This window comes from Ruegeria sp. L11 (assembly GCF_056531755.1).
On the sequence record NZ_JBQFMI010000013.1, the window covers coordinates 66,479 to 79,285 of the forward strand.

The window sequence follows — 12,807 nt, forward strand, 5'->3', positions numbered from 1 at the left end:
GTGCCATGGGGCTGCTACCTAACCCTGCGTGGAACAACGCAGAGACACTCAATTGAAAACATGGAAACTGGTACTCTCTGCGGCGGGCCGGTTCCCACCGGGCGGCAAACTAAAAGCCACCCTCAGTAAACACACACTGGCAGATCAAAATTGAACCGGTCAGATCACTCCTGCGCTAACTGCATGGTCGCAGCTACCTCAGCACCGTTGCGCAATACGGTCAGCTTTGCCTCTGGCTGACTGTCGGAAATCAGCGCAGCCAGCATGCCATCAAGGCTTTCGGACGTATTCAATGTCATGTTGGTCTGGCTTTCGCTCAACAGAACATCGCCTTTTTGCAGGCTGCCTGTCGCCTCGGCCGGAACCGAGCTTACTTTTGTTTGCCACCCTTCACCTCCCGAGCTGCTGACTGTGAACGAGTAACCGTTCTCCAATCCGACCGAGCGCAGCACAGGCAGTGCCAGCAGGCCATTCTGCGCGCGGGTCTTTCCAAGCGGCCGGTAGCGGGCTGCAACCCGTGTAAAGCCGTCTGGGTCGACGCTTAGCTTGTCCAGGACTTGCGCCGCGAAAGAGATGTCCTGACGAACCGGGTTGCCGTTCAGAGTAAAGATCACAACTCCGGGTTCCACCCATTCGCCGATAACGCTCATGTCCTGTTTGGCGTCCACACCGGTTACCGCAATTGTTGCACCTGTTGCGGTCCGGCGGCGGGACGTCTGGAAGGGGATTTCAACATCCCAATGGTGGAAAGATACCTGTTGTTCGACCGGAGTGCCGGAAGCGGCTACGGTTTTGGGTTCGTCCACAACGGCCACAACCTCTTGTTCTGCAGGTTGTTCCTGGGCACCGGCAGTCTCGGTAGCTTCGGACGCTGTTTCTGAAGCGGTTGGTTCCGCAGGTTCAACTTGCGCCTGCTCGACAGGCTCTTTTGGTTCAGGTTGTTGCTCTGAAGCGACCGTGACGTCGGGTTCAGGTGTTTCGGCCAAGGGTTCTTCCACCGCGGGCGGTTCTGCTTCGGCAGTTTGTGTGGTTGCTTCAGGCAGCGTCGTCGTAACCTCGGCTTGTTCTTCACCTTTGTCGCCGGACATCACGAAGAAACCGCCTGCGGCCAACGCTGCCACAAGCACTGCTGCACCAGCGATCATCTTGCCGCTGCCACCGGATCCGCTCTGAACCACGGTATCAACTGCGACCGGTGTTTCCGCTTTTGCAGAAATCTTGGCCATCTCGGGTTCATTCTTTTTTTCGTTTTCGCGAACAATGTCCGAGTTCCCGGCAAGCAGAGCCGTCACAACCGCTTCGGCATTTTCACTTTCGGCCTTGATCCGCGCCTTTTCTTCTTCCTTGTCCTTGCGATCCATGCCGACAATCACGGAAACCGGGCGATAGGCGAATGTATCAAACATCACGCCAGGGCCGCGGAACATGCGCAGCCAATCTAGGGCTGTCTGCAACCGGTCCGTTGCGTGTACTTCCATTGCCTTGTCGATTGCTTCGAGGAATCCGTTGGGGTATCCGTCAAAGCGGCCTGCCAATGGGGTATAAGGGTCGTCTTGCCCGTTGTTGAATGCATTCAGGCGGCTCTGGCCGTCTACCGGGCGTTCGCCACTGATTGCGTGATACAGAGTCGCGGCCAAGACATAGAGGTCACTGCTGGGCCCTTGTTCGGCACCACGGACGTAAAACTCGTGCGGCGAATATCCGTCTTTTATGACGCGCAGGGTCAACAATGCGGCCGACTTGTTTGCGGCTTGCTCACGCGCGGCACCGAAGTCGATCAGGACCGGGTTTCCGTTTTCGTCAATCAGGATGTTATCGGGTGAAATGTCACGGTGCAGCATCCCGCTTTGGTGGATGAACGACACCGCGGACAGCATCTTTTCCGTGACTTGCACGATAAAGTCAGGACCACCGTCGTTTTCCGGATTCTCAACATAGTCCAGCAGGTCGCAACCTCGGATCAGATCCATAGCGATATAGGCGGTATCGTTGTCTTCGAACACCTGATGAACGTCGACGATGTTCGGATGCACCAGACGCGCATGATTGCGGGCTTCCTGAATAAACAGGTCGATAATGGCGCGCAAATCATCCTTGTAGGACGGGTCGTTCGGCTCAACCAAGTCCCCGTTGCGACGGCACAACGCACCGGGGAAACATTCCTTGATCACGACATCACGCTCCAGGCTGTCGCGTGCTAAATAGGTGATCCCAAATCCGCCGTTGCTGAGATATCGGAGGATCTCATACTGCCCGCGCAACAGCTTTGCGCCCGGTTGCAGTCCTTCAATTTTTGGTTCGTCGTGCGTTGCACCGACAGCCTGGTTGTGGCTCATTTTAATCCGCCCGTTCTACTCATTTTGCGGCTTAATTAAACAGGGCCGGCAGCCCACGAACTCACAACCAAAAACAACCGCAGGACACTTGAGAACGGTTAGACGTTTCAAATTTGACTTTAATGGGGCCGCCTGATGGCTTCACTAAGGATCGTTTTTTCGAACATGGCATATACGGTGCTAGTGCGAAGCAATAGCACAATATATTGATTAACGGGGTGGAATAAATGAAAACTGACGACCCCAAATCGGTCTCTTGGTCTACGAATTCGAAACAATAAAGGGCCGATTCTTCGGCCCTTCGAATCGCTGAACAGCGCTTCAATCCTGATGGAAAGTGCTAGGTACCGGTTTTGGATTGTGCCGCGGCGACGGTACTGCCAGCCCATGCAAGGTTGTCACCAAGCTGTACAAGTATGCTGATTGCGTCTTTCAAAGGCGCATCTCCGCTTTCAAACTGAAGCAACAACAACAAGTCAGTCGCTTTTTCGAATTCGGCCGGAATCCAGTCAGCATCCGGATCGATCTCGCCACCTTGGTCCAGCCGTTCCGCGAAATCTTCGACGATTTCCTGGCAGCTTTGCAAAAAAGCTGCGGGTTCAATGGCAGTGGTGTCACGCAGATCTTCATAAATGCTGGCAATGGCAGCCAACCAGTCTTCAAGAATGGGGTTGTTCAGTGGCGGAAGGGCAGACCCGAGCGTTGACTGCATTGACGCAGCATCGTTGACGGAAGGTTCCGGCTCTGGCCCATTCAATGTTTCCAGGAATGGCAGAAACTCGTGCTTCAGATCCTTCCGGGCAGCGTCAAGGTCACTGCGCCGCCGGTCAGACGCCGCATCAAGGACCTTTTCCGCGAGTTCTTGGCCGCCACAGTTTTCCCAAAGATCAAAATCTGGTTCCGGCTCTTGTGCCATGGCGCGCACCGCGACGGGCGTGCCAATTGGGACCACAGCGCGAAACAGTCCTTCTTTTTCTTTGTTCAATCGAGCCAGTACCCGATCCAGAGCTGCCTGCACCGGGGGCAAATCAGCATGTGTAACTGCCAGCAGGCTGTTGGCTCTTAGCTCGGGCGGCACCTTCGCCCACAAATGCCGTTCTGTTTCACGCCATGCGCTTGTGCCGTTGGTACACCAGATGGCACAGTCGACGAATTTCAGCAGGTCCAGTGTCTGTTTGTATGTATCATCCAATGCGCCAGAGCCGGGAAGATCGAACAGTGATATCTCTTTGAGAGCAGGTGTGTTCAATCCAACCGAAATAAAGTCAGGCTCATCCGCAGCGGCCTTTTCCAGTGCTATGCCAGAATATGTCTTTGGCTCCTTGTTCCACCAGCCGACTGTCGTCTCTGGCGTATCCGCGTAGGCAACGATGACAAGTGGCAGCTTCAGGTGCTGCGGACCGGTTGGAAGGATATCCGCCCCTGCCAGCATGTTCGCAAGGCTTGACTTGCCCGCCCCGAACTCTCCGGCGAAACCGATGTTGACCGCGTTGGACAGGCGCTCGGCGTGGGCCAGGGCCCGTGCGCGCATATCTTCCAATTTCGGGTCCGACGACAGTTTTTCTGTCGTTGTCAGAAAACGCTCCAGCTGGCGCACTTCCTGTTCGGTTCCGGGAAACTCAATCATTCCGCAGCCTCTGCTTGTCGTTCGTCCACGTTGCTTGTTCCAAAGACACCATCCAACTCGTCAGCAATACGGCGCGCCCGTTCGAACGCAGCTTGTGCTTCCGCCTGAGCATTCAACTCACCCGCTCCGGAACGGTGCTCAAGATGGCCTGCCAACAGGGCCAAGTAATGATCCAGAACAGTTTTCAACCGGTCCAGAAGGTTTTCACGCGTTGTGTCGATCAGGTCATCGCCAATCAGTTCGAATTCCTGCACGATCATGCGCTCGGCCCGCGTCACAACGCTATTGCGCGATATCAGGCGCGACAACCAGTTTACACGCAGCTCAACCGTAATGCCACGGGTCAGGGCGGTGGTGTCCGGGCGGAACCAACGCACTGCACTTGTGTTCATGCGATTATCGACTGGTTCCTGCCACCCTGGCAGTGCCCGCAAAGCGGCGTTGCATTGCATGTCGATCGCGTAAAGCTCGCTCAACATGCGTTGCCGCACCACTTGCGATGCGCCTTGAACCAGCTCGCGCATGTGTTCGCGTAAAGGGGTGAAATTCAACTCGGTAGCGCCGCCTTTGGCAAGCAATGGGGATTGTCCTTCAGGTCCGCGCACCACAACAAAGACGGATTCAGAGACCGTGTCGTCCATGACCCCACGCAGGTTTGAAAGAACTTCGTCCATGTCCTTGACAATGTCTTGCGATTTATCCGCAATCAGTTTGCGCAGATCGCTCAGCGTCTTGTCGCTGTCCTCAGCGGTGTGTGCACCCGCGCTGCCTTCATCTTTCAGGGCACGAAGATGTACCTGGGACCGCTCCAAATCGCCACGCGCGAAGCTGTCGAGATGCTGCCACGCCATCCGAAGCTGTTCGTTTATCGGCCCGTCCGCCAACGCCTGAGTGACATGGCGGCGCAAGTCCGGCAAGCCTGACGCAATCATCGCGGCAAACCGTAGTACAGCCTCGCGGCTGATGGGGCCCGGTCCTTGTTTGATCTCGGCCACACCGTTCAGGTATTGTTGCATCTGTTCCGGGTGCGCCCGCAACCACGCCAAAATATGATCGTGGTTCACACCGGTTTCATCGCCGGTCAGCGCATAGTGCGCCCATTGTGCGCTGCCCATCAGGACATCGATATTCGAAGTACCCAACGCTTTTTCCAGCCCGTCTACAACATCCAGACGCACTTTTGCCGCATCTTCGGCCCCGCCGCCCAATTCATCGACACGGTTGATGAAGACAACGATCTGTCCAAGTTCCAGTGCCTGCATCAGCCGGAACAGTTTCAGGTCCGCACGCGACAACGCCTGATGCGCTGACAGAACCACCACAAAGAAATCGGATTCCTTGAGATACTGACGCGAAATCTCCTCACGGATCAGCAGGGGGTCATTTACTCCGGGCGTATCGGTGACGGTCAGAGGGAATGGGAAATGTCCGATGTCAAAATAGACCTCGGCCTTGCGCGTGATGTCGCTGTAAAGTCCGCGATCACTGCCGGGGTCAATTGTCCCATCTTCTGCGGGGTCGTCCCCAGCGCACACGTAACGCGCCAGATCATCGGATGTCAGTTGATCCAGATCGTGATGTTGACCCAACAGCTGTTCATAACTGTCCCCCAGTCGCCGACGCGCCCGGGTCTTCATGGCTTCGACCTGCTCTTCGATCATCTCGCGCTTGTAGCTGTCCTCGTCATCCGGGAACATGTTGCGCAACTCTTCGCCTTCGGCGATCAGTGATTGCCACTGATAGTTGTCGAAGAAATGGAACTCGGCTCCTTCGGTTCGACCGTTCGGGTGCCCGAAATGCATGTCGGTGATCACGGTCGTCCAGGGGTTCACGTCCGACGGCAGGTATTCTGCCTGACCGGTGAAGCCGTTGATCAAGCGCGACTTTCCTGCCTTGATCTGCCCGACAAAGGCAACTGACGGTTTCAGTTTTCCCAGATCACCAATGATGCGCGATATGAACTGACGTGTTTCGTCATTGCTTGTCCCGTTCATGTCTTCTGCGATGCGAATAAGCTCGCGGCGATGTGTTTCACTCATTACTCTTTACCCTGACTACAAAAAAACAACGCATTGAATTAGTCGAAAATTTGAATGCTTTGGGGGCGGTCATTCCTCAGCCTCCTCCAAAGATTTCCAAAGATTGATTACCGCACCAAGTTTGCGGGCATCATGAATGGCCACAGCAATCTGTTCGTTGTCGCTCAGAACAGCCATGCCCGCACCCTTACCACCCGATGGCCGCATGACGATCAGATGTGGGCCTTCGAATTCGCCCCGGGTGTCATTGTTCCAACCAGCAAGATCCGAAACAAAACGTGTCAAAATCTCTTGATTGGGGTGCATCCCCTCGGAAGGGTTGCAGGTTCCTTCGCAAGCCAGTGCAGTGTTTTCCATACTGTCCACAAGAACACGACCTGTGGCAAAGCGTGCAGCTCCGTCAAAAAACTGTTGCGCCAACGAATTGCCCGACCCTGCTGTCGGGGCAGGGCTGTTGTCTGAAGGTTTTTCAACGTCCGGAACAACAGACACGATGGGCTCAGAGGAGAGCTCAATTCCGGCGCAGGCGCTCTCGATCTCACTCAGCGTAATACCAACATCATCAGCCTCCAGCGATGAGGCGGGCTTTCCTGACATCAGTTCCAATGGGGCAGGTGCGGCTGAAATGTCTGAAATCAGTTGGGCCAGTTTGTCGACCAGCGCGGTACGTGATTCCGTTTCGAAATCTGGGATCTGCCCGGACGGCACCTGAAACACATCCGTGATCCGGGAGCTGTTTACTTCGATTTTCAGGCAGCTTCCGTTGGCCGCGGTCAGCTCGAGTCGTCTGGGCAATATCGTTCCGCGAATGAAACGCAACACAGCCGCCCGACGGGCTGTAGCAGTTTCACCGGGGACAATAACCGTCGGAGACAGGCGGGCAACCGAAGACCGCCCGATATCTTCGAGCATGTCGAGAATGTCTGTGTCCATCATACCGTGACCCCCTCTGGTCCCGTTCAGACTGCGGCCGCAACCGGCTTGAGACTGAGATGCGATTTCGTGAGCGCTAGCCCTACATTCGTGCTGTTGCGGCAGATATAGCAGACCACATGATCAGGATATTCCTTGGTCCGCAAAAAGATGTTCAACCGGTCTTTTGAAAACACCGCGATTTCCCCAAACCCGGCGTTTTCCTCATCAGTGTTTCCGGCCTCGTGCAAGAGCGCTTCAAATGCAGCGACACTCCGCCCCTGAAACAGATTGGCCACTGCTATTGCCAAAGTGTCCAGCGATTTAGCGCAATCAGAATCAGAGACACTGCTGCCCAAAAGCATACCGGTCTCCATGTCGATATACCCGGCTGCAATGCAGTCGGGTATTGTTTCAATCGCAGTGTTCAATGCATCCTGAATGGACATTTAACTCTTTGTCGTCCTTCTTTTCAGCGCCTTGATTAAGGCATCCTTACAAAACATGCCATTCTGCACTGCTGTTTTCTTTCGTTTTTGGAATGGCTTGCGGGGCGTGTCTGGACTGTTTCGCACTATATTCAACTGCGATCTGGTCAAATTCGGCAAGAAAGGCTTTGAATACATTCTGAAGCCCGACTGCGTCCTTTGGCAGGTCCTCCTTGTTTGTAATTTCCCGCCACATATCCGACGCGCTAAGCGGCGACCCGGCTGCGGATTCTGGAAGATCGATGTGCGCATCGTGGCGGATATCGCGGGCGTCTTCCTCGACTGAGGCTACGACTTCTATCAAGCCGTTTGTCTCAGGCTCAGGTTCGTAATCCTCGGCGTTGTTCTCGGGCTGAGCCGCCATCAGCGCCGCAATGGAGGATACCGAGACTTCGATACCCCGATCATCACGCGATTCAACTTCCGGCGTGAAAACTTCGACTTCGTCCGCTTCGGCCGCGGCTTCACGCAGAGTCGTGTTCAACGAGGTCAGCACGTCATCAACGGACTTGTCGCCCGTTTCAGCATCAGGAGCGTCACCCAGCAGGTCGTCAGCATTATCGGCAGCTCCGAATTCACCGGACAGGTCGAACTCGTCCACGTCTTCTTCCAGACCGGCGACATTCTTCAACTCAAGAGGATCGCTTGAGGTGTCCTTGAAGAAGGCACGCAACTCGTCGCTGGTGTCGGTTTCCTCAGACATCTGCTCGGTGTCTGATACCATTTCTGCCCGCAGCCGTTCAGCGTCTTCCGGGTTGATCCGAACCCGTTCGCCTTCGTCAACGCGTCGCTCTACACGGGCTGGCCGGATGGGGAAGCTTGTTACGACATTATGATCGTCGGCTTCTGGCTGCTGTTCGTTTTCCAGCGGATTGACCAGCCGCAAAGGAGTAGCTTCGATGCCGTCCGCCAGTGCCTCTCGGTCGTCTGGTTTGCGGGCGGGGCGCAGTGGTTGAACCTTGAATGCGCCGGACTGGCTTTTGTCGATCTGGTACCGCGCCAGCTGATCGGCGCGATTGTCCATGATCTGTTCTGTGATTTCCAGAAAACTGTCAATCATCTTACCGCCACCGCTGCGCGACCACATTTCAGCGTCGCCAGTCTTGTCGCGGGCATTGATCGCATCCCGGGCAGAAAACAGGATGGACCGGTTGAACAGATGCCCGGCTTCGCGGTTGACACGACGCAGAACCTTTTGGCGGTCCTTAAGGTTTAGTGCATCCGCCCGCGTCACCAACAACAGAGAGTTGTGTTGCAAGCGGTCCGGCAGCGAAACCCACGTTGCACGTTCGGTTTCGCGCCAGGCTTGCGTCGCATGGGTGCACCAAATGACGCCGTTTGCCTGCCCGACTGCGCGCTGCCAGACATCTGTCGAGATTTTGGGGTCCGAGATGCCGGGGGTGTCGATCAGATCGACGGCTTCCAAAATGTCTGCCTCAAGGAAGATACGAATGAACTGCGCGTCGTTGACGCCAACAGTCTCAAGCTGATCCAGTTCGATTGGCTCAACGCTTCCGTCATGTCGCTTGATATATGGTTTTTCACTGCCCCAGCTAAACCAGACCGGTGGTAACTGGGTTGCAGTAACCTGCGTTGGCAAGGTTTGCGTTCGCAGTAAAAAGTTCATCAGTGTGGATTTGCCAGCGCTGAATTCACCCATCAAAGCGAAAACCGGTTTGCGGCGGGACCACTGCTCGATACGTTCCCATGCTTTCGGTGAAACAAAGCGTGTTTGTGAATCTTTTGCCATTTTTCTACTTATGCCGCTTCGTTGCTTAGGTCTTTCAGGATGTCACCCAGAATCTCGTCTCGCGATTTCTGAGGTTGCAGGCCCGCCATCGCTGCCGAGGTCTGGCCGGAGTTTTTGTCTGCTGATGATGAGATGCTCAGCAACGTTTCCTTCTGTTCCCGCATGAAATCCGCCAGAATAGCGCGGACGTTTTCCAACACGGCCGCAATCTGGTTTTCCTCGATATCCTTGGTGATCGAATTCGCCTCGGACGCGATCAGGCGTGTGTAATCGGCAGCGTATGCTTCAAAGCCTTTGCGCTTTTGCCACCAGCGTCGCCACCAGGTACTTTGCAGGTCCAGAGCGATCGTCCGGCCAATCCCCAATGGTGGTGGAACGCGCGGCACGATAGGTGCTTCGATGCTGAATTCGCCCAGGTGGTTGCCAAGAATTTTGTGATACAACGCTTCGACATCCGCAGCCGCAGTTGAATAGAGCGCGCCAGCATCCTTACGCATTGCGCGGGCAAAACTGAAATAAGCGGCTTTTTGCAAAGTCCTCAATCCAGCCGGGTCGTATTGCCACGTGCCTTGCTCGCCATTCATTTCAAGATGCGCGATCAGAGAATCCGTGGCGCGCTTCACAAAATTCGCCTCGGCTGAGTTCAGGCGCTCCAATACTTTGTCGCGTAATGCATTGGTCAGTTCGGCTGCTTTCTTTTCATATTCCGCAGAAACTTTCGCAATTGCATCTTCCGGAGAAACACCGTCAAGATCACGCGCAACGCCTTCACCCTCTGACAGAGTCTTTGCCACGGCGGTCGCACGAATCTGGCTGGCGATGTTGCGGGCGCGATGGCGAACCCGATCCATCAGCCGCGCTCCGGCACCTTCTGCAATACGCTCGTTTATCGCCAGCAGCAGGTCAGGCAAACCGGACAATGCCCAGATTTTATCCAGCGAGGGGGCCTGATCACCGAACCCGGCAGCGAGGTAAAATGTATTGAGTGCTTCGCGGGATTCTTCGTTCAGAATCTCGGGGTTCCCGGTCAGTGCTGCCTCGGCCCACAAGGCACTGCCGAACACGACACTTGTCTTTGCGTCGATGTTGTTCTGTTTCAGAGTATCCAGAATCCGGTCGCGGATTTCGGGGACTTGATTGACCGGGTCTGACAGTTCGTCAATCCGGTTCACAAACAGGACAATCTGGCGGTTCTCAAATTGGGCGATGATCCGCATCAAGGCCATGTCCATGGTGGTCAGGGCTTGGCTAGCGGCAAGCACCACAACACAGACTTCGGACCCGCGCAGGCTGCGCAGGGTAATCTGTTCGCGCACCATGAAGGTATCGTTGACACCCGGCGTATCACAAAGTTTCAGCGCAATCGGGTACTGAGGGATATCCATGTACAACTCGGCCGACTTGGTCACATCTGCGAACCGGCCTGTTTTTGGATTGATATCCGGGTCGTCCTCATCGCCCAGGCAGACATACCTTTGGATCAGTTCTTCATCGAAGTGATCGTATTGGTGGCTTTGGCCAAGTATCAGATCGAAGTGCTTTCCAAGACGCTCTTCCGACTTTGCTTTCATCTCGCCGATCTGACGGCGAATGTCCTCCATCTCGTCATCTGCACCGGCTCGGTTGGCCAGTTCGCCCAACCGGCCGCCCCCGACCATCAGATTGTCCCATTCTTCCTGCTCAAAGAAGGTGAACTTGGCCTTGGTATCGCCCGGTGGACGCGTGTTGATATTCAGGGTTGTGACGACCGACGTCCACGGGTTCACATCCGACGGAAGCAAAGATGGGCGCCCCGCAAGAATGTTTACAATCGATGATTTGCCCGCTTTTACCTGACCGACCATAGTGATGCTGGCGGTGAAGTTTTCCATCCGGGTCTTGAGTGTTGCCAGACGTGCCGAGGAGCGCGCATCAGCCACCTCAGTCAATTGATCAATCTGCGCCGTCAGTGATGACATTGCCGAAGTCATTGGCGCCAGAGCTTCGTTGCCTACAGACAACAGGTGATCATTGCGCGCCATGCTTAACCTCCGGTTCCCGTAGCTGCGATGCGGGGTTCATGCGAAGGACGGCCCGTTGGAATTCCTGTCAGCGTGTCGATACGTGCGATCAGGTCCAAAGCGTTGCCCAGAATGTCAGCCTCGGCGCGCGGGCTGATGGTTTCGTAAGCCTTGGCGTCAGCCAGCACTTCGATCGAGCTGAAGCGATCGCCGTTTTCAAGGCACGCAACGCGGCGTCCGGTCGGGAAACCCTCGGATTTGACCGCGGGCAATGGCATACGCGCATTGGCCAGCAGGTAGTGGTCTCCGGAATGGGTTCGGAGCGATATCCCAAAGCCCGTGTTCGGGTGGTCCCGGTTCAGGATCTTGAGTTCGCCAAGAAAGCTTTCGCGAGCAAAGAAGACAGCCTCTTGCTCGGCAGTAGCGGAGGGATTCAGATCGGTCACAGCAGTAAACCTTGTACTGGAGTTGAGCAGGAAACTCGTACCGGCGCCAAAGTGGCAAAAAAGACTCATTAACTCCTGCTAAACAACAAGACCCTTCAAGGCGGTCTTATTTTGACGCGAATAAGATTTTTTGGCGTTTGAAATGTGGCAGCTTTGTGGTGGAGTTCTCTTGAGAATGCCTCAACCTGCGCGGGAATGCCTATGACGCAAGAGCCATTCCGCACCTACTGTATGAAACCGAGCGGAGACCGGCGGAACACAATTGCCTGAACCTGACGGTGCGGGTTATTCAATAATCTGTGTGGCCCTGAAGGGCACTTTAGTCGGATAAGTTATTCTTGTTGTTTCAGAAACCTGAAGTTGCTCTCTGAGTTGGAAAGGGTCGCAGATGCGTTTTCTGGGGTGTCGTGGCGAGTAATCCCGCGCCTCCTCCCATGGATTCAACTATGAACGCGCAAGGGCAATGAAGTAGGATTTCCATGTTCGCCATTGGTGATCTGACAACAAGCTGTCGGCTTTTTCTAGGACTTTGGTCAACGTAAGAGCGATATTTCGCAGGCTAGCTGGGTCAATTTTTAACTTCGGCACGAATGAAGAGCTCTTCCTAAATAGCGTGGACATTGTCCCGCAGGATATCGGGTTTCACGGCCACTGATGTTCCCATCAACTTTCCACTGACGAGCCTCTTGGGGCTATACATTTTCATAAGATAGCGTGGTTGCCCCATATCTCATCAGAGGATCTACAAACTTGGCGATACATGTATTTTACCCCTCGCGCTCGGAAGCAAGCTTTGTTATTGACCGCTTCAATCCAGCGCTGCGGCGCTGAGTTGCGGGTGTGGCGAAATTGGTAGACGCACCAGATTTAGGTTCTGGCGCCGCAAGGCGTGGGGGTTCAAGTCCCTCCACCCGCACCATATCCCCAAAAAATTCATCTAATTATCAATGCGTTGTGTTTTTGATTCTATTTACAGCCCACCCCTTGGCCCACCTTTTGAAAATACCATTCTCAACTTCCTTGTTTGCTATCCGAAAAATCGGCGCGAGTGCCAACTGTGGTATACGAAATTGGTTTTCTCGAAGCCTTGCGACACTTCCACCTCAGAATTGTGAGCTACTCCCCAATGTTTGGACAGATTTCGGTGTAATTTAAGCTACTTTTTGCTCCTGCTGATCGGTTTGGATTTCTTCTTTTCTCAGCCAATAG

The 12,807-nt window shown here is 54.7% G+C and carries 8 protein-coding genes and 1 tRNA gene; 1 reads left to right on the plus strand and 8 read right to left on the minus strand.

Going from position 1 to position 12,807, the window contains the following annotated elements; genetic code table 11:
• Nucleotides 1-164: 164 nt before the first annotated feature.
• The 8 genes from ACR0CE_RS16670 to ACR0CE_RS16705 all read right to left on the minus strand — a co-directional run bounded on the left by ACR0CE_RS16670 (nt 165) and on the right by ACR0CE_RS16705 (nt 11,598).
• Nucleotides 165-2,336, minus strand: coding sequence for a serine/threonine-protein kinase (locus ACR0CE_RS16670; RefSeq protein ID WP_480833234.1), 2,172 nt, complete (start codon nt 2,334-2,336; stop codon nt 165-167).
• 340 nt (nt 2,337-2,676) lie between these two features.
• The gene (locus ACR0CE_RS16675) at nt 2,677-3,963 is read right to left on the minus strand and encodes a dynamin family protein (RefSeq protein ID WP_480833235.1); all 1,287 of its coding nucleotides are present in this window, start codon (nt 3,961-3,963) and stop codon (nt 2,677-2,679) included.
• Nucleotides 3,960-6,002: a dynamin family protein gene (locus ACR0CE_RS16680; RefSeq protein WP_480833236.1), complete on the minus strand. Its 2,043-nt coding sequence runs from the start codon at nt 6,000-6,002 to the stop codon at nt 3,960-3,962. The genes ACR0CE_RS16675 and ACR0CE_RS16680 overlap by 4 nt, the downstream gene beginning before the upstream one ends.
• Nucleotides 6,003-6,071: 69 nt before the next feature.
• Complete coding sequence (locus tag ACR0CE_RS16685) at nt 6,072-6,938, minus strand: hypothetical protein (protein WP_480833237.1); 867 nt, start codon at nt 6,936-6,938, stop codon at nt 6,072-6,074.
• A 23-nt stretch (nt 6,939-6,961) separates the two neighbouring features.
• Entirely contained in the window at nt 6,962-7,363 is a 402-nt protein-coding gene (locus ACR0CE_RS16690; protein ID WP_480833238.1) for a hypothetical protein, read from the minus strand.
• Between the two features lie 46 nt (nt 7,364-7,409).
• The gene (locus ACR0CE_RS16695) at nt 7,410-9,029 is read right to left on the minus strand and encodes a P-loop NTPase family protein (RefSeq protein ID WP_480833239.1); all 1,620 of its coding nucleotides are present in this window, start codon (nt 9,027-9,029) and stop codon (nt 7,410-7,412) included.
• A 131-nt stretch (nt 9,030-9,160) separates the two neighbouring features.
• Nucleotides 9,161-11,173 carry a dynamin family protein gene (locus ACR0CE_RS16700; RefSeq protein ID WP_480833240.1) on the minus strand — a complete coding sequence of 671 codons (2,013 nt, stop codon included), beginning with the start codon at nt 11,171-11,173 and terminating at the stop codon, nt 9,161-9,163.
• Between the two features lie 2 nt (nt 11,174-11,175).
• Complete coding sequence (locus ACR0CE_RS16705) at nt 11,176-11,598, minus strand: hypothetical protein (protein WP_209507691.1); 423 nt, start codon at nt 11,596-11,598, stop codon at nt 11,176-11,178.
• Between the two features lie 834 nt (nt 11,599-12,432).
• On the opposite strand from ACR0CE_RS16705, the gene ACR0CE_RS16710 reads away from it, so the two are divergent.
• Nucleotides 12,433-12,517, plus strand: a tRNA-Leu gene (locus tag ACR0CE_RS16710).
• Nucleotides 12,518-12,807 lie beyond the last annotated feature (290 nt).

What these genes read in the sequence shown, in the direction of transcription:
- ACR0CE_RS16670 (WP_480833234.1), bottom strand. Translation starts at nt 2,336, where the DNA reads ATGAGCCACAACCAGGCTGTCGGTGCAACGCACGACGAACCAAAAATT.
- ACR0CE_RS16675 (WP_480833235.1), bottom strand. Translation starts at nt 3,963, where the DNA reads ATGATTGAGTTTCCCGGAACCGAACAGGAAGTGCGCCAGCTGGAGCGT.
- ACR0CE_RS16680 (WP_480833236.1), bottom strand. Translation starts at nt 6,002, where the DNA reads ATGAGTGAAACACATCGCCGCGAGCTTATTCGCATCGCAGAAGACATG.
- ACR0CE_RS16685 (WP_480833237.1), bottom strand. Translation starts at nt 6,938, where the DNA reads ATGATGGACACAGACATTCTCGACATGCTCGAAGATATCGGGCGGTCT.
- ACR0CE_RS16690 (WP_480833238.1), bottom strand. Translation starts at nt 7,363, where the DNA reads ATGTCCATTCAGGATGCATTGAACACTGCGATTGAAACAATACCCGAC.
- ACR0CE_RS16695 (WP_480833239.1), bottom strand. Translation starts at nt 9,029, where the DNA reads ATGAACTTTTTACTGCGAACGCAAACCTTGCCAACGCAGGTTACTGCA.
- ACR0CE_RS16700 (WP_480833240.1), bottom strand. Translation starts at nt 11,173, where the DNA reads ATGGCGCGCAATGATCACCTGTTGTCTGTAGGCAACGAAGCTCTGGCG.